Consider the following 16796-nt stretch of genomic DNA (forward strand, 5'->3'; position numbering starts at 1 on the left):
CAGTCTCCTGTTCTCAGCGATCTATCGCGTCGTGAAGGGAATGTTCTTCTAATTCGCGCAGCACATCTTCCGGCTGCTGCCGGACTTTGCGGATGAGCCAGAGCGCGGAATAAACGGCCATGATGGCCAGAGCTGCACAGACGGACCAATAAAGCAGGCTTTTCGGGATCTCGACCGAGGCCATTTTGGTCCGGGTCTTTTGGGCGAGCAGAACTGCGAGATAGGCGAGATACCCAAAGAACAGCGTCGACAGCAATTCCATCGCAACCGCGAGCCACTTGCCGGCTTTTGGGCTCAGATACCGGTAGAAGAACTCTAGAAAGATGTGCGTGCCCTTGCGGGTCACGGAGATGCCGCCAAAAAAACCGACTACGATCAGCATGTAACGGGCGATTTCCTCCGTCCAGGCCAGGCTGTCATTGAGAACGTATCTGGTAAAAAACTGCAGGAACACGATGGCCGCCAGTGCCCAGATGGCGATTAGGCCGGGTAAGTCGGCAATGCCGAAATCCGAGATGTCCGTGCCGGTATCGGCGAACGTGATTTCCGGTGGGGGTGAAGCCGCTGCCCCATTTGAACCACTGTCAGGGAGCGCCTCGGCGGCGCCTCCATCCTGTTCATGAGTCATACTCATCTGCTTGTGTCCTGCACTGTTTTCTTAGAGAGCGCCAAGACGCTCGAAGTGCTCCATCGTATAGGGTACACCGTCACCGGTCAGCAGAGGGCGGACCGCATCCTGGAACGGTTTTTGATCCACTTCGTTGACGGTAATGCCTTGTTCCGTGAACCAGGCGACAAGCTCTTGTTCAGACTGGTAAATCGTCCGGGAGGCTTTCATGGCTGCCTCGTCCAGGATTTCCCGGACCGCAGCTTCATCATCGGCAAGCTGGGACAGAGCGTGGTCGGACGCAATCACCAGGAGGGAGTTCAGGATGTGGCCGGTCAAGTTGATGTTGGACTGAACCTCATAGAACTTCTTGAACTTGATCGTTGGCAGCGGATTTTCCTGCGCATCGACCACGCCTTGCTGGAGCGCGAGATAAACTTCGGAAAAGGCCATTGGCGTCGGGTTGGCATCCACCGCATTTGGGAACATCAGCATCAGCGGGGAATTTGGAACACGGATCTTCAGTCCTTTCATATCCGCCGGCGTCAGGATCGGTTTGTTCGAAGTCACATGGCGCTGACCGTAATAAACCAGTCCGAGAACGTGGTTGCCGGTCGCGTCGTTGTAGCCCGCGGACAGTTCGGAGAAGAGGTCGCTCTCACGGTACTTCAGCCAGTGGTTCCAGCCGCGCATGATGAAGGGATAATCTGAAATCGCGATCGGGCCGTAATACCGTTCCACGAAGCTCGGGCCGGTGTAGATGATGTCCACCGCGCCAATGCCAAGGCCTTCGTTGATCTCGACTTCCTTGCCAAGGGATGATGCCGGAAACACTTTGATCTCCACCCGGCCATCTGTGCGCTTGGCCACTTCCTCTGCCGCCCATTCGGCAACCTCGTGATAGGCCGAGCCGGTTTCATAAACATGCGCCCACTTCAATTCGGCGGCGAGTGCCGTCCCTGTGGCGGCCAGAGCTGAAAAGCTTACGGCAAGCGCCGATGCAAAATTGCGTAGTGACATTCCTAAGTCCTCCCAAATCACCGGAAGCTGCAAAACCGATCTCGCAGAATTCCGGCCGTTGATTTCAACTAGAATATCTAATATACAAGTTATCAGATTTGGCAAGCCCCTATGATTTTCGGCAGAAATCTGCTGTTTGGGCGTGTCCATGAAACGAAGTGCACGAGGCGATATGACTGACGAAGGCTTGGAAGCAAAAGGAGAAGCGCGGCGAAAAAGGGCGCCCAACGCCCCGCCGACATCGCAAATCCGCTACCCGGCAGGCGGCGCTAAGACCCTTGCGCAGGTTCAATATCAAAGGCTGCTGGATCGGATTACAACGATGGAGCTGCTGCCGGGGGCACCAATATCCGAACCGGAATTGGCGGCTGAAGCAGGGGTCAGCCGCACCCCAGTACGTGAGGCCATTCAAAGGCTAGCACGGGAAGGCCTGGTGGAGGTTGTTCCAAAATCAGGAACATTCGTTGCCAGAATTCCGGTCTCAGCGCTTCCAGAAGCTGTATTGGCTCGACGGGCACTTGAAGGAATGACCGCCCGCGCAGCGGCCAAGCTGGCGACCCGCAGTCAGGTTTTGTCATTGCGCGTCATACTTGAAGAGCACAAAGAGCTGGCGGCAACTGGCGACCGGGAACTCTTCCATAAGTCGGATGAGCGGTTTCACGAACAGCTTGCCGGTGTTGGTCAACTGCCGGGCCTGTGGCGCCTTGTGCAGCAAGTCAAGTTGCAGCTCGATCGGTTCCGCCGTCTTACTCTACCCGAAGAAGGCCGCCTGAAGCTGATTATCGATGAACATACTGCGGTAGTAGATGCGATTGAGGCGGGGGACTCGGACTTGGCTGTGAAGGCAATCGAAACCCACTTGTCCGGACTTCAATTGCACATCGAAACGGTGGTTGCCGCGCATCCGGATTACTTCATCTACGACTGTGACCCCTCAGAGCTTTTGAAAATATAACTCACCGCCGCTGCAAAGCGGTTTGATCACTGCTGGAGACTTCAAACATGGACGTTCGTCAGGTCTGCAGCCCTTTGGAAGCCAAAGGGTTCGACACAAATCAATTGCGCGCAAATTTTCTGGTTGAAGACCTGTTTGCTCACGGAAAGATCTCAATGGCCTACAGCCATCTGGACCGGACTGTTGTTGGCGGTGTTGTGCCGATTGCAGGCGCTCTTCAGCTTGAATCTAATAAACAAATTGGGTCTGAGAATTTTTTGGACCGCCGGGAAATCGGTATCATCAACATTGGGGCGGCCGGCACGATCGAAGCTGATGGCAGCAGTTATGAACTGGCGTCACGCGAGTGCCTCTATCTGCCGATGGGCACGGTTTCTGTCATCTTCTCCAGTGCAACTGCCGATGATCCGGCAGAGTTTTATTTCATTAGCACACCGGCTCATCACGCCTTTCCGGCGATGAAAATCACCGAAGACGATGCGAACTGTTTGGAGCTCGGCGCGTCATCTGATGCCAATGTCCGGATCTTGCGCCAGTATATTCATCCGGATGTCTGCAAAAGCTGCCAACTGGTCATGGGCATCACAACGATCCTGGATGGCAGCGTTTGGAACACCATGCCGTGCCACACCCACGACCGCCGGTCGGAAGTCTACCTCTATTTCGATATGAACGAGGAAACCCGTGTCTTCCATTTCATGGGAGAGCCAACGGAAACCCGGCATCTGGTCATGAAGGAGAAACAGGCTGTGTTGTCGCCGGGCTGGTCGATCCATTCAGGTGCCGGCACTGGCCGTTACAGCTTCATCTGGTCGATGGCTGGCGATAATCAGGACTTCACCGACATGGATTTTGTCGCGATGAAAGATCTTCGATAAGCGCATCAACAACCGGCTTCCAATGACTTAAGGGGAGGGCGTGTCCGGCGCCTTCTATCCAGGTTGTCTTTGCTCTCAACTTTGTAGCCAGAACGCTTATCCGGTCGGCATGGATGGACACGTCATTTGTGCCGTGCAGGAAGTGAACCGGGCACGCCGGTTTCTGAAGATTCTCGCTCCAGTTCGATGCGATAAACCGGCAGTCGTTGATGAAGCTGTCGGACCCATTTTCAACGTGGAAATGATGACCGGTCCACATCAGGTCCAAAACCTCGTCATCGCGGCAGGCTGCAAGATCGGCCTCAGAACCGGTAAAGATCGTTTCGGGAAACCGATCCCGGCCCTCCTTTTTCAGTTTCCGGTCGCCGAGCAGCGACAGATACCGCAGCACCGGCACGGATGTGCGGGCAAGAATGGCAAAGATCCGGTGCTGCTGGGGCGCTGATGCAAAGTCGGAAAAACTGCGCATCGGCGGCTGAGCGGCGGTACAGACAATGGACGCCAGCCTGTCTGATAAAACCTGCGCGCCAGTCAATGCAAATATCGATCCCGTATCATACGTTAGAAGCGAAAACCGGCTGATGCCGAGATGATCGGCCAAAGCCAGTAGATCCTTCGCATAAAGGCCCGGATCATTCAAAAGCGCAAGATGACCACTGGATTGTCCATGCCAGGGACGGGCTGGTGCGATCAGCCGAATGCCGGCGGCCTTTAATGCCTGATCGGCTCCTTGCGGAAGACGATTGCCTCCAAGGCAGCCATGAAGAAAAATAACAGGGTGGCCGGTTGGAGATCCTTGTTCATGGAAATCAAGCGTGCGGCCATCTTGAAGGATCAGGCTGCGCCGGCGGTCCAATTCCGGAGACGTTTGAGCTGGCTGGCAAGACACTGCAACTGCGCGGGCCAGGTGGATCGCTTCTTGCAGGCCCTTGGCATGCAGTTTTTGTGTGATGGCCTTGATTTGCTGGCGGATGGTTTCCACCGACCGGTCTCTTGAATCGGCAACTTCAGTGGGGGCATATCCACTCATCAGCAATCCAAGAACTTCAGCTTCGGAAGGCGTCAGACCATAGAGCGCCTGCACAGCTTTTTCTGCGGTGCCGTGCCAGATTGCATCCAGCCCAACATACCGGACGCGGCCGTCTGGAGCTGGAGCATCCGGGATCAGGATCACCGGTTTGCCGGTACCGTCTTGGCGTAACCGGATTGCGGCAATATGGCGATCTGCATCAGATGGGATATTGTTGCGCCCATTCTCAAAGGCATCACGATCAGGCCGGGCGGCCAGCTCGTCTCCATGCGTAATTTTGAGCAAATTCCGGGCAATTTCATTTGGGTTTTCGAACTTGCCGTTCGGCGTGACGAAAAAGACCGGTTTTTGCAGATCCTCATCCGGGGCAGTTGGCAACTGATCCAGAAGCTTTTCGGCTTCGATGACGTGTTTTTCGCATTCGCGGCGCAAAGCTTGGAGCTCAGCATTATGCGCGGTTTCGCTGCTCAACGTTTGTTCTGAAAGGGTGATCAGCCGGTCGAAATTCTGGACATTGAAAGCGGTGGAATAAATGGAGCTGATAAAGTCCGAATACTGATTCATAAGAGATTTTTCACAACCGAAACGCAGCGTCATGTGGGCGAACGGCTCATATAACCAATATTGGGCATGCCAATCCAGACCATTCCGCCTATACGCAAAAATCCGGAGTTTTTTGGATGTAGAAGGTCTACCTTTTTGATGCGATTTTTACTGCTTTTTTCAGCAACTTTTCTATTCGTTCCAACGCTTGCCCTTGCGGAGTGCAATACGCCCATTGTGACCATGCGCGAGGGGCAGAAATCGGATTACAAGATACCGAGTGACACGGAACTGGCCGACATGATGCAAAAGCATGGCAAGTCGCCCGGCAAAGGTCATGTCCTGGTGATCGATGAGAGCGATGGGGCTGGTTACTGGATGACTCGGGATCGGATTGGGGAAGCAGTCTTTGTAGTTGGCGGAGACACACAAGGGTACCGGTATTTTGGCCCCGATTATTGCGCGCCTGACGATCTTCCCATCGATACCGGCGATTTGCCCGCCGAGGAGATCAAAGTATTTGAAGAATTATCCTCCGGGCCGCAGCCGCGCAGCGGACTCTGGCAACTCAAGTCCGGAACTCCAGAGGTCGAAGTCTGCCCGCCCATGATGCAAGCGGCCTTCACGCAGTCGATGGCTAACAACATAGCGCAATTTGGAGCGCCTCGGCATCTGAAACTGAAGGCGCCCTTTCATCCAAATCAATTGCCGATGACCGAAATCATGAATGTCTCCTGGCAATCCATTGGTGAAGGCAACTGGCAGACCGAAGCCATGAAGGAGGTGTTCTCCCAATTGCCGGTTGATGGCGGGCAAGGCTCAAAACTGGTCTGGCTGTTGAAAGTGTTGGGAGACAGCGAAATCGAGCACACCGTCCGTATGAAGGTGGTTATTCCGCAAGAAGCGGCTGCGGCATTGGGCGGCGATACCTGTTCCGTCAAAACCGTCAACCGTTGGGTCCGGGTCGGCAATTAGGCCGCATCCTCAACAAGGATGATTTGAAGATCTGGATCAAGTGCCCGGGAGCACACCACAGCCCGTTAGCACGCTCCCGGGCACGGATACATCGAATTTTTGAACCCGTGGAAGTCGCGGAGGAGATACCAAATGAATGTTTTAACTAGATGCCAGTTGATCGGCCTGCTCACGACGCTGAGCTTTGCTTTTCCGGTTGCCGCGGCCGAAGCGCCCCGGACAACCTTGGTGCTGGATGCCTCAGGATCCATGTGGGGGCAAATTGACGGCACGCCAAAGATCTCCATCGCGCAGAATGTCATTAGTGACCTGGTTCGGAAATTGCCGGGTGAAATTGAACTGGGCCTGACCGTCTATGGCCACCGGCGGAAAGGCGATTGCGGCGACATTGAAAGCCTGATCCAACCCTCAAAAGATAGCCGTGAGGCCATCATTAAAGGCGTCAACCAAATCAAGCCAAAGGGCAAAACACCACTTTCAGCGGCCGTGCTGCAGGCCGCCAAAGAACTGCGCCATACGGAAGAAAAAGCAACGGTCGTTCTGGTGTCTGATGGGGAAGAGACCTGCAATCTCGATCCATGTGCGGTCGGCCGTGAACTGGAAAAAACCGGAATTGATTTTACTGTGCACGTGGTCGGTTTCGATATTGCGGAGGCCAAAACCCGCGAACAACTGCAATGTTTGGCAAAAGAAACCGGCGGTAAATATCTGAATGCGGACAGTGCGGCGGGCCTGGCAGATGCCTTGACGCAGGTGACCGCAGCAGCCCCCTTGCCTGAGCCGGCACCAGACCCTGAGCCCCAGTTAGCAAGCATCAGCGGCCCGAGCCAAGCTGCTGCAGGCTCCGTCATATCCGTTGCTTGGGAGGGGCCTGCTGATAGGGGCGATTATGTTGCCATCTTGTTGAATGGTGACGGTGAGGTCTTTGCCAGTCAAAAAGACGTTAAGGTGGGGAACCCACTGGAGATAAAGGTGACGCCGGAAATCGGTCAACATGAACTGGTTTATGTTGATGCCGATGCCAGAACCATCATCGCCCGCGCCCCGTTTGAGGTAACGGAGGTTTCTGCCAGTCTTTCAGCTGCGGACACGGCAACGGCAGGCGATACTCTCGAGGTGAGCTGGACCGGACCTGCGAACAGCGGCGATTATGTCGACATTGCCGTCAAAGACGATGTGCTTCCGCATTTCATCAATTATTTCGACGTGTCGGAAGGCCCTAATGCCACGCTACGGATGCCGTCCAAACCTGGCGACTATGAGCTCCGCTACATCGCCAATACCGATCCACGGAAGATCCTGACCAAAATTCCGGTGACCGTTGAGGACGTGTCCTTGTCGATGAAGGCGCCCAAAACGGCAGCGGCGGGAAGCACCATCAATGTTCTTTGGAACGGGACCAGCAATCCCAAGGATTACATTGCTTTTGCACTTCCCGGAGAGCCATTGCCGCATATTGTGACCATGGCGGAAACAGGCGAAGGCAATCCGCTGTCGATCCCTGTGCCAGACCAGCCGGGAGAATATGAACTGCGCTACTTCTTTGCCGCGCATGACAGGATCGTACAGACTTTGACGGTCACCGTTGAATAGAGACCTGTGAAAGTGGTGATCCGCATCACGTCTTGACTGCATCCAAATGGGTATGAGGGCAGGGCTGCTTCGGCAGTGGCACCCCTAATGCCTTAAGCAATCAACGACAATCGATCTCAATCATTCCATTTCGATAGACAAGCGGAGTTTCCACTTGGATTTTGTTGCCTCTCTAATTTCAATGTTCGGACCAAGCGGTGCGCGTATCAGCCGCCTGATAACAGCGTCTCTATCCGTTCTTAAAAACGGATGGGCTGCGACAATCCCGTTTCTGCTTCTGTTCGTTTTGAAGGCTGTCCGGGCCTACCTTCTTTTGTATCTCCTATATCTCGGATTTGTGACGCAGGATTGGGATCAGGCTTTCCCGCTCATGCTGATTGCCATGATCTATCTTCCTTGCGAAATCATCATTCAAACCTTCCTTCAGGCGGCAATGTCACGGATGGCGCGGGACACCTTGATGCTTGGCCGGATCAGCTGGCCCGGAGTGGCTTACACCATGGTGCGCAACTTGTTTTCGCTGTTGTTTATTGGCGTGGTCGGAGCATTTGTTAGGAAGGCGTCGGACAGCAAAAGTGATGGAGTGTTTGGGTTCTTAATGGCACTCATTTTGTTTGCGGTTGCAGAGGTTTGGGATCTGATTTCCAATTTCGGGATATCCGGGATCGTTGTTGAGAATGCATCCATCAAGACACTTGTTACCCGCTTGAAATCGCTTCGTGATCATGTCCCCGAAACACTTGTTGGCGTGCTTGGGATTGATCTTCTGGGCGGTGTTGCATCTGCCGTTTTTGCCGGTGGGATATTTACCGCACTCATCGGCGGCGGAGCCGTAGGATATTTTTTTGCCGACAACTTGCCTGTGATGTTCCAGGCGCAATTTGATGCCGTTTCAGTCAATCTCTTGCCATCCTTCGCGCTTTTGTCGCTGAGCTTTACCTTGGATGCCATCATCAAGGCGGCCGTGATCTGCGCCAAGAGCTTCTATTTCACCATGCTCTATATCCTGGTCCTTCACCCCGAGCAGCTTCCGGAAGGAACAGTGAAAGAGACAGAGGGCATTCTTACTGGTGCGGTGAGTCGCCCTATAAGCTGAGGCGCTTTCAGAGCTGATTGTTCTAACTGAATAGGTTTTTTGCCGGCAAAGTATCGAGTGACTTTGTCGGCTTTCCAATTCTATCCGCGGCGAACGCCCATAAAACACGCTACAAATTTGCCCGTTTGTTCAAAATTTTTGCTGAATCTGGTCTTGCATAACTTGTGAGCACGCCGGATCTGTGGTCATCTTTATCCGTAAAATTACTTTACAGGGGTTCCAGATGTTCACTGTTAAACCGTTCTCAAAGGTCCGCAGGGGCCTGTTGGCGGCTGCCATGGCTGTCACAGCCGCCGCCACGTTTCCGCTTTCTTCTGCTGAGGCCGCAGATCCGATCAAGGTTGCTGCGATCTACACCGTTCCGGTCGAGCAGCAATGGGTGAGCCGTATCGACAAGGCGCTTAAAGCCGCCGCAGAACGCGGTGACATCACCTACACCTTCTCTGAAAATGTCGCGAACACCGACTATGAACGCGTCATGCGCGAATATGCTGAACAAGGCATGGATCTGGTCGTTGGTGAAGCTTTTGCAGTGGAGCGTGCAGCACGCAAGGTTGCCGCGGAATACCCGGAAACAGCCTTCCTGATGGGCTCGTCCTTTGGTGCGGCCAAGCCGAATTTCTCCGTTTTTGACAACTGGATCCACGAACCGAGCTATCTCTCAGGCATGATTGCTGGCGCCACCACGAAATCCAATGTCATTGGCATGGTCGGCGGTTACGCGATCCCGGAGGTGAACCGCTTGATGCACGCCTTCATGGATGGTGCCACTTCGGTCAATCCGGACGTCAAGTTCCTGGTGACCTTCATCAACTCCTGGTACGACCCGCCTAAGGCGAAAGAATCTGCCTTTGCAATGATCGATAAGGGCGCAGACATTCTCTACGCCGAGCGGTTTGGTGTGTCTGATGCAGCCAAGGAAAAGGGCATTCTGGCCATTGGCAATGTGATCGACACCGCTGCCGATTATCCGGGCACCATCCTGTCGTCTGCGCTTTGGCACATGGAGCCGACCATCGACAAGGCAATTGCCGCTGTTGTGGCGGACGAGTTCGAGCCTGCAGACTATGGCCCCTACAGCTTCATGGGCTACGGTGGTGGCAGCTTCCTGGTTGATGAAGGTCTAGCATCTGCAGAGGCTGTTGCGGCCGCAAAGGCCAAGGAACAGGAAATTCTCGGCGGCCTGTTCCGCGTCAATGTCAATGACAGCGAACCGAAGTCGACCATGTAATTGGAGTCTTCAGATCTCACTGGCGGCTTCCGAGCCGCCGGTTTTCCTAGCATACGCCAGGTCCTTTGGCGCAGTTTAATCATCTGATTTTCCGGAGGTTGGCATGGCGCCGCCCGCAGCAGATGCACCCGTCCTTTTAAGGCTCGACGGCATCACCAAACGCTTTGGCGCCTTGACCGCCAACGGCGATGTTTCGCTTGATTTGAGGCAAGGCGAAATTCTGGCCCTGCTTGGTGAAAACGGCGCCGGAAAAACCACCCTCATGAACATTCTTTTCGGGCACTACGTGGCCGATGAAGGACAAGTTCTGGTGCACTCAGGCGGTGAAGATCTTAAGGAACTTGAACCCGGATCTCCGCACGCGGCGTTGGATGCCGGCATCGGCATGGTTCACCAGCATTTCACGCTGGCGGAGAACCTCAGCGCCTTCGATAACATTCTGCTTGGCACCGAACCGTTGGCGGCGATCAAATCCGCCCGAGCGCCTGCTCGAAAGAAACTTGAAGACCTGATGCAACGATCCGGATTGACGGTCAATCTGGATACCCGTATTTCGCAACTTTCTGTCGGTGAAAAGCAACGGGTTGAAATCCTGAAAGCCCTTTACCGTGATGCGAGGGTTCTGGTTTTGGATGAGCCGACCGCGGTGCTCACGCCACAAGAATCTGACACCTTATTTGCAACACTGACCAAGCTGGCGAAGGATGGTCTCGGAATCATCTTCATCTCGCACAAACTCGCGGAGGTCATGGCATCTTCGCATCGGATCGCGGTTCTACGCGGCGGCCGGAAAGTGGCAGATTTACCGACATCAGAATGTTCCCAGCGCCAGCTCGCTGAACTGATGGTAGGCCACGAGATTACCGAAACCGTGCGCGAGCCCGGAACGCGCGGCGCGCCACTGTTTGCCCTCAAAGAGGTTTCAGCCGGTCATGGCCGAGACGTGATTTCGAATGTTTCCCTTGAACTTCTGTCCGGCGAAATTCTTGGAATCGCCGGCGTATCGGGCAATGGCCAAACAAAACTGGCGCGGGTGATCTCCGGTTTGGAAACCGTCGAGATGGGCACAGTCGTCCTCGATGGTGAGGACTTGGCTCAGGCCAGTCCGCGCACGATGATCGACACCGGCCTTGCACGTATCCCTGAGGATCGCCATCACGATGGCATCGTTGGCGCGATGACGGTCTCTGAAAACCTCGCCATTGAAGCGATCCGCAAACCTGAAAACCAGAAATTCGGGATGCTCCGGTTTACCGCCATGCGGGAGCGGGCCAAGGATCTTATCAAGGCCTATGACATCCGCTGTCAGAGCGAGACCAGTCCCGCCCGGCTGCTCTCCGGCGGCAACATCCAGAAAATCGTTCTGGCACGAACGTTGGAAACTCAGCCGAAGGTCGTTCTGGCGGCACAGCCGTCGCGCGGACTGGATGTCGGAGCGACCTCTGATGTCCACAAACGACTGCTGGCTGCGCGGGCGCGCGGGGCTGGTGTCATTCTCATTTCCGAAGACTTGGATGAACTTATGCGCCTGTCGGATCGGATAGCCGTGATCCACCGCGGACATTTGTCTGAAGCTGAACCAACCGAAACGCTCGACCGTGGCAAACTGGGTCTGCGTATGGCCGGACATGATGGGGAAGAAGCAGCATGATCCGTTTTGAACCCAGAGGCCCGGTTGCCGTCTCCAAGGTTGTTGGGGTGACGGTCGCGGCTGCTGTTGCAGCGCTCATTCTGGCGGCGATTCCAATGCTGTTCGCCGGTCTGTCCGTTTTTGAAGCTTATGGTTTGATGGTCAAAGGTGCATTCGGATCTGCATTCGCCTTTACCGAGATGCTGACAAGGGCAACTCCCTTAATCCTCACCGGATTGGCGGCGGCCGTCGCGTTCCGGGCAAAACTCTGGAACATCGGCGCTGAAGGCCAGCTTTATGCGGGTGCATTGGCAGCCGTTGCGGTCGGGACGGGTCTGATCTCCGGACCGTCTTATGTGCTTATTCCCACGGTCATCGTTGCGGGAGCCTTGACCGGCGGGCTGGTTATGCTTGGGCCGACGCTTCTGAAAACGCGGCTCGGAGTCGATGAGGTTGTCACCACGCTTTTGTTGAACTTCGTCATACTGCTCTTCGTCCAGATGATGCTGGAAGGCCCAATGAAAGACCCGATGGGAATGGGCTGGCCGCAATCTGAGCCCATTCTGGATGAAGCGGCTTTGCCGAAGCTCATGGCCCGCATGCGCATTCACTGGGGTTTGGTGATCGCACTCGTCGCGTCGCTGGGTGTCTATTTCCTTTTAAAACGCACGGTCTGGGGTTTTGAAATCCGCGCAGTAGGTGAAAATGCAGCCGCAGCCCGCCATGCAGGCATTCCGGTAACAGCGACTTTCATTCGTGTGGGGCTGCTCTCTGGCGCGCTAGCCGGTCTTGCCGGTGTTGGGGAAGTCGCAGGTCTCAAGGGTTATCTGACCGCAGACCTGTCCCCTGGCTTTGGTTATTCCGGGATTGTCGTTGCCATGCTGGCAGGCCTATCGCCCATCGGCGTTGTCTTTTCTGCGCTGTTCATTGCCAGCATTTTTGTCGGCGCCGATTCCATGTCGCGGGCAACCGGAGTGTCGAACTATCTTGCTGATCTGATCGTTGCGATGGCGCTGTTGTGTGTGCTCGTGTCCGGACTGTTTTTGAGGTTCAAGATCCGCTTTGTCGGCGCGCCGCACGCAAAGGAGGCCGCGAAATGATCGAGATCCTCGACATTCTTGTCTCTGCGAATTTCTGGGCAGCGGCCTTGCGGATCGCAACGCCGCTGATCTTCGGAGTGATTGGTGCGCTGATCTGTGAACGCGCCGGTGTTCTCAATCTCGGCATTGAAGGCATCTTTACCGCGGGGGCGATGGCCGGCTGGATGGCAGTCTGGCTTGGTGCTGGGCTCTGGGGTGGTGTTTTGGTGGCCGCACTCGCGGGCGGGTTCTTTGGCTTGATCCACGCCATTTTGACCGTGCCGCTGGGTTTGTCGCAGCACGTCTCCGGGATCGGGGTGACGTTGTTTGCAACCTCCCTCAGCTATTTCATCTACCGGACTGCTCTGCCGGATGTGTCTTCGCCGCCACGGATCGAAGCTTTCAAACCACTCGATATTCCGGTCTTGTCCGAACTGCCGTTCATTGGGCCCGCTCTTTTCCAGCAGACGTCATTGACGTTTCTGGCGCTGATCCTGGTTCTGGCAACAGCCTATGTGCTCTATCGCACACCATTGGGTCTTGCGATCCAGGCTGTTGGCGACAATCCGTCAGCGGTCGAATCCCAGGGGCTTTCCGTTTATGGTCTGCGGATTGGGGCTGTCGTCGTGGGATCCTCCATCATGGCGCTCGGCGGAGCGTTCCTGACGATGTCTGCTTTCGATGCCTTCTTCTTCGGCATGGTCAACGGCCGGGGCTGGATCTGCATCGCCTTGACGGTGTTTGCCTCCTGGCGGCCTGGCAAGGCTCTAATAGGGGCCCTTCTGTTTGGCGCTTTTGATGCTTTCCAAGTGCGATTACAAACCGAAGTCGGCAGCTTCATTCCTGGCCAAGTGTTCCTGATGATGCCGTATATTCTCTCGATCCTTGCGCTGATTGTAGTGGCCCGCAAAGCCGACTATCCACGCGCGCTACTGGTTCCCTATTTCCGCGGCCAACGCTGACAGGTGTTTCTTCATGAGCTTTGACCTTCTCATCAAAAACGCAAATCTGCCCGATGGCAGAACCGGGGTGGATATTGCTTGTCAGGACAGTGTGATCGCCGCTGTTGAGGCGGGCATCACGGCAGATGCCGGCAAGGTGATTGATGCTGGCGGAAAACTGGTCTCTCCGCCGTTTGTCGACAGTCATTTTCATATGGATGCCACTCTTTCGCTTGGCCTGCCGCGCATGAACCAGAGCGGCACCCTGTTGGAAGGCATTGCGCTTTGGGGGGAGCTGAAGGAAATCCTGACTGTTGAGGCTGTGGTTGAGCGGGCGTTGAAGTATTGTGACCTCGCTGTCTCTCAAGGCCTTCTCGCGATCCGCACCCACGTGGATGTCTGTGATGACAAACTCACGGGTGTGCAGGGGCTTCTGGAAGTCCGTGAGAAGGTAAAGGATTACATCGATCTGCAGCTTGTCGCCTTTCCGCAGGACGGCCTGTTCCGCTCACCGAACGCAGAAAAGAACCTTCTGAAAGCGCTCGATATGGGTGTCGATATTGTCGGAGGTATCCCACATTTTGAGCGCACCATGGACGATGGTGCGAAATCCGTCCGCCGCCTGTGCGAGATCGCAGCTGAACGCGGCCTGATGGTCGACATGCACTGCGATGAGACCGACGATCCGATGTCGCGGCATATTGAGACCCTTGCCTATGAGACTCAACGTTTGGGGCTGCAGGGACGGGTGGCCGGATCCCATCTGACCTCGATGCATTCCATGGACAATTATTATGTGTCCAAGCTTCTGCCGCTCATTGCAGAAGCGGAAGTTCATGCAATCGCCAATCCCCTGATCAATATCACCCTTCAAGGGCGTCACGACACCTATCCGAAACGGCGGGGTCAGACCCGCGTCCCGGAAATGCGGTCCTACGGCATCAATGTCGCCTTCGGCCATGACTGTGTGATGGATCCCTGGTACTCCATGGGTTCCGGCGACATGCTGGAAGTCGCCAGTATGGGGCTGCATGTGGCCCAGATGACCAGCCGGGAGGCGATCCGTTATTGTTTTGAATGTGTTACCAGTCACCCGGCAAAAGCCATGGGTCTTGAGGGCTATGGTCTTGAAGTAGGCTGCAAGGCGGACTTCGTTTTGCTGCAGGCTCGAGACACTATCGAAGCGATCCGACTGAAAGCCAACCGGCTCGCCGTGGTGAAATCCGGCAAGGTGATTGCGACGGCTGAACCTCGGCAAACGCAACTGGCGATCGATGGCCGTCCCGCTGTGGTTGACCCAGCAGATTATGCTCCAACGGGAAACTGAGACCTTTCGGTAAGATCCACTGCCAATTAGGGATGATAAATTTACGTGCCTTGACTCCAAGGGGCACATCCGATGCCATTGGTCAGTTTGATTCCAAAACCGAGGTGGCGCGATGAGACTGTTGGTCAAGGTGAGCGGTGAAGCACTGGCCGAAGGTTCCAGTGGTGTGTTTTCCGACGACGCGATTTCCCGTGTCACTGAATATCTGGTGTCTCTGGCGCGCAATGGCCATGAAGTAGTGGTCGTTGTTGGCGGTGGCAATATCTTTCGCGGCACCACCTCCTCCGATTGGAACATTGAGAGGGTCGAAGCCGACAATGTCGGCATGCTCGGCACCATTGCCAACGGCATTTTGCTGCGCGCCAAGATCGAGGCAACTTCGGATGTTGAAGTCCGCTTGATGTCGGCCGTTGATATTCCAGCGATCGGCGAGAAATACATCCGCCGGCGGGCCTTGCGCCATCTTGAGCGCGGCCGCCTTGTGCTCTTGAGCGGCGGCATTGGTCAACCCTATGTGACGACCGATTATCCGTCCGTTCAGCGGGCGGTCGAACTTGATTGCAACAGCGTGCTGTGCCTGAAAAACGGCATCGACGGGGTCTATGACAGTGATCCCAAACTCAATGCCGATGCCCGCCGGTACAAGACACTTTCAATCGAAACCGCAATCACCAATTCGCTTGGTTTCATGGACCGGTCTGCGCTTGTTTTGGCCAAACAGCACGATGTCCACATCCACGTCATCGGTGTTGATTCCGGCACATCTGTCTTGGAGGCGGTGAACAGCGATACGGTCGGCACCCGCGTCTCCCGCGATGCCGAAAGCGCGTTCTACTGACAAATAAGCGTTGGCGCGATACTGGGAATCTTTGTCATTCCGGCGCGCTTTTATCGTCATAAGTTTCAAGGTGCTTGGCGACAATATCCATAAAGCTGCGGCTGATTTGTGAGACCGGTTTGTGTTTTGGGTAAAGCGCCTGATAGCTGTATTGGATCTTCGGTGAAAATGGTCGGACAATTACGCGGTTCTGCTGTTCGAGATGCGCTGCTGTGATCGGATCTATCAGGCCGACCCCGGCACCACTTGCCACCAGCTGGCCCACCGCGACCGAGAGCTGGGTTTCGACTTGAAGTTTGCGTTCAACATCGGCCGCATGAAAAACCGCATCGATTTTCTGGCGGATCGGATAGCCGGCACCGAGTGAAATGAACGGCTCGTTTTCCATGTCAGAGGGTTTGAGGCTGTCTTTACCAGCTAGGGAATGGCCGATCGGCAAAATCGCTACCAGCGGTGCCGTCAAGAGCACTTCAGATGTTACGCCAGGGTGTTTGACACTGATCTCTGCAAATCCCAGATCGTATTGCTGAGTAGCGATGCAGTCCGCGACCTTTTGTGAGCTGCGGATCTGCAAGGCGACAGAAATATCCGGCCGCTCCTTACAAAAACTTCCAATTATTGATGGCAAGAATTCCAGGGCCATCGCGGGCATGCCTGCGATATGAAGTGTGCCGCGCCGGTAGGTTCCAATCTCACGCGCAGCCTCTGCGATTGTCTCAAGGCCAATAAAGGAACGCTCGACTTCTTCGAAGAGCGCCTGTGCTTCTGGAGTCGGCGTGAGCCGGTTTTTTACTCGTGAAAACAAGGGGTAACCGACTTGATGTTCTAGGTCGGATAGGAGCCGGCTTGCTGCGGGTTGGGTGATGTGGATCCGTTTGGCGGCCTCGGTCACGCTGCTGGTTTCGATCATTGCCCGGAAGGCTTCGAGTTGGCGGTGATTCAAGCGCATAGGATCGTCCAGATTTTCATATCATAACATTTATGCATGATATTCTAAAAAATTGGAACTTGATATATGGAATGCCGTTCGGCATCACAGGTCACGTCAATAAA

15 protein-coding genes are annotated in these 16796 nt (G+C 55.0%); 11 read left to right on the top strand and 4 right to left on the bottom strand.

The window, feature by feature from the left end:
* Positions 1-13 precede the first annotated feature (13 nt).
* Positions 14-634, bottom strand: a complete 621-nt coding sequence (locus FJ695_RS09145; RefSeq protein ID WP_209010984.1) for a TRAP transporter small permease — start codon at positions 632-634, stop codon at positions 14-16.
* A gap of 24 nt (positions 635-658) precedes the next feature.
* A complete protein-coding gene (locus FJ695_RS09150; RefSeq protein ID WP_141185154.1) occupies positions 659-1627 on the bottom strand; it encodes a sialic acid TRAP transporter substrate-binding protein SiaP in 969 nt (322 codons plus the stop codon).
* A 148-nt stretch (positions 1628-1775) separates the two neighbouring features.
* Between FJ695_RS09150 and FJ695_RS09155 the strand changes: the two genes are divergently transcribed.
* Both FJ695_RS09155 and kduI read left to right on the top strand, forming a co-directional pair.
* Complete coding sequence (locus FJ695_RS09155; protein ID WP_209010985.1) at positions 1776-2582, top strand: GntR family transcriptional regulator; 807 nt, start codon at positions 1776-1778, stop codon at positions 2580-2582.
* Between the two features lie 47 nt (positions 2583-2629).
* Positions 2630-3460: a 5-dehydro-4-deoxy-D-glucuronate isomerase gene (kduI, locus tag FJ695_RS09160; RefSeq protein WP_141185155.1), complete on the top strand. Its 831-nt coding sequence runs from the start codon at positions 2630-2632 to the stop codon at positions 3458-3460.
* On the opposite strand, the gene FJ695_RS09165 is transcribed toward kduI, so the two are convergent.
* Positions 3420-5054 carry an alpha/beta fold hydrolase gene (locus FJ695_RS09165; protein WP_168206302.1) on the bottom strand — a complete coding sequence of 545 codons (1635 nt, stop codon included), beginning with the start codon at positions 5052-5054 and terminating at the stop codon, positions 3420-3422. The two genes, kduI and FJ695_RS09165, sit on opposite strands and share 41 nt — an antisense overlap.
* A 138-nt stretch (positions 5055-5192) precedes the next feature.
* Between FJ695_RS09165 and FJ695_RS09170 the strand changes: the two genes are divergently transcribed.
* From FJ695_RS09170 to FJ695_RS09210, 9 genes are all read left to right on the top strand, one after another.
* Positions 5193-6008 carry a hypothetical protein gene (locus FJ695_RS09170; RefSeq protein WP_141185157.1) on the top strand — a complete coding sequence of 272 codons (816 nt, stop codon included), beginning with the start codon at positions 5193-5195 and terminating at the stop codon, positions 6006-6008.
* Positions 6009-6140: 132 nt separating this feature from the next.
* Positions 6141-7601, top strand: a complete 1461-nt coding sequence (locus tag FJ695_RS09175) for a VWA domain-containing protein (protein ID WP_141185158.1) — start codon at positions 6141-6143, stop codon at positions 7599-7601.
* Between the two features lie 154 nt (positions 7602-7755).
* Positions 7756-8697, top strand: coding sequence for a hypothetical protein (locus FJ695_RS09180; protein ID WP_168206304.1), 942 nt, complete (start codon positions 7756-7758; stop codon positions 8695-8697).
* A 223-nt stretch (positions 8698-8920) separates the two neighbouring features.
* Positions 8921-9928 (top strand): BMP family protein, encoded by a 1008-nt coding sequence (locus FJ695_RS09185; protein ID WP_141185159.1) that lies wholly within the window; start codon positions 8921-8923, stop codon positions 9926-9928.
* 103 nt (positions 9929-10031) lie between these two features.
* Positions 10032-11579, top strand: a complete 1548-nt coding sequence (locus tag FJ695_RS09190) for an ABC transporter ATP-binding protein (RefSeq protein ID WP_141185160.1) — start codon at positions 10032-10034, stop codon at positions 11577-11579.
* The gene (locus FJ695_RS09195; RefSeq protein ID WP_141185161.1) at positions 11576-12658 is read left to right on the top strand and encodes an ABC transporter permease; all 1083 of its coding nucleotides are present in this window, start codon (positions 11576-11578) and stop codon (positions 12656-12658) included. The genes FJ695_RS09190 and FJ695_RS09195 overlap by 4 nt, the downstream gene beginning before the upstream one ends.
* Positions 12655-13599 (top strand): ABC transporter permease, encoded by a 945-nt coding sequence (locus FJ695_RS09200; RefSeq protein ID WP_209010986.1) that lies wholly within the window; start codon positions 12655-12657, stop codon positions 13597-13599. The genes FJ695_RS09195 and FJ695_RS09200 overlap by 4 nt, the downstream gene beginning before the upstream one ends.
* Positions 13600-13612: 13 nt before the next feature.
* A complete protein-coding gene (locus FJ695_RS09205; RefSeq protein WP_141185162.1) occupies positions 13613-14905 on the top strand; it encodes an amidohydrolase family protein in 1293 nt (430 codons plus the stop codon).
* Between the two features lie 112 nt (positions 14906-15017).
* The gene (locus tag FJ695_RS09210; RefSeq protein WP_141185163.1) at positions 15018-15743 is read left to right on the top strand and encodes a uridine monophosphate kinase; all 726 of its coding nucleotides are present in this window, start codon (positions 15018-15020) and stop codon (positions 15741-15743) included.
* 34 nt (positions 15744-15777) lie between these two features.
* Here FJ695_RS09210 and FJ695_RS09215 read toward each other — a convergent pair whose 3' ends face one another.
* A complete protein-coding gene (locus FJ695_RS09215) occupies positions 15778-16692 on the bottom strand; it encodes a LysR substrate-binding domain-containing protein (protein ID WP_141185164.1) in 915 nt (304 codons plus the stop codon).
* Positions 16693-16796 lie beyond the last annotated feature (104 nt).

It is taken from the genome of Labrenzia sp. PHM005 (assembly GCF_006517275.1).
Classification (GTDB): domain Bacteria; phylum Pseudomonadota; class Alphaproteobacteria; order Rhizobiales; family Stappiaceae; genus Roseibium.

Excerpts from the sequence above, each read along its gene's own strand:
- FJ695_RS09145 (WP_209010984.1), bottom strand. The coding sequence starts at position 634 with ATGAGTATGACTCATGAACAGGATGGAGGCGCCGCCGAGGCGCTCCCT.
- FJ695_RS09150 (WP_141185154.1), bottom strand. The coding sequence starts at position 1,627 with ATGTCACTACGCAATTTTGCATCGGCGCTTGCCGTAAGCTTTTCAGCT.
- FJ695_RS09155 (WP_209010985.1), top strand. The coding sequence starts at position 1,776 with ATGAAACGAAGTGCACGAGGCGATATGACTGACGAAGGCTTGGAAGCA.
- kduI (WP_141185155.1), top strand. The coding sequence starts at position 2,630 with ATGGACGTTCGTCAGGTCTGCAGCCCTTTGGAAGCCAAAGGGTTCGAC.
- FJ695_RS09165 (WP_168206302.1), bottom strand. The coding sequence starts at position 5,054 with ATGAATCAGTATTCGGACTTTATCAGCTCCATTTATTCCACCGCTTTC.
- FJ695_RS09170 (WP_141185157.1), top strand. The coding sequence starts at position 5,193 with ATGCGATTTTTACTGCTTTTTTCAGCAACTTTTCTATTCGTTCCAACG.
- FJ695_RS09175 (WP_141185158.1), top strand. The coding sequence starts at position 6,141 with ATGAATGTTTTAACTAGATGCCAGTTGATCGGCCTGCTCACGACGCTG.
- FJ695_RS09185 (WP_141185159.1), top strand. The coding sequence starts at position 8,921 with ATGTTCACTGTTAAACCGTTCTCAAAGGTCCGCAGGGGCCTGTTGGCG.
- FJ695_RS09190 (WP_141185160.1), top strand. The coding sequence starts at position 10,032 with ATGGCGCCGCCCGCAGCAGATGCACCCGTCCTTTTAAGGCTCGACGGC.
- FJ695_RS09195 (WP_141185161.1), top strand. The coding sequence starts at position 11,576 with ATGATCCGTTTTGAACCCAGAGGCCCGGTTGCCGTCTCCAAGGTTGTT.
- FJ695_RS09200 (WP_209010986.1), top strand. The coding sequence starts at position 12,655 with ATGATCGAGATCCTCGACATTCTTGTCTCTGCGAATTTCTGGGCAGCG.
- FJ695_RS09205 (WP_141185162.1), top strand. The coding sequence starts at position 13,613 with ATGAGCTTTGACCTTCTCATCAAAAACGCAAATCTGCCCGATGGCAGA.
- FJ695_RS09210 (WP_141185163.1), top strand. The coding sequence starts at position 15,018 with ATGAGACTGTTGGTCAAGGTGAGCGGTGAAGCACTGGCCGAAGGTTCC.
- FJ695_RS09215 (WP_141185164.1), bottom strand. The coding sequence starts at position 16,692 with ATGCGCTTGAATCACCGCCAACTCGAAGCCTTCCGGGCAATGATCGAA.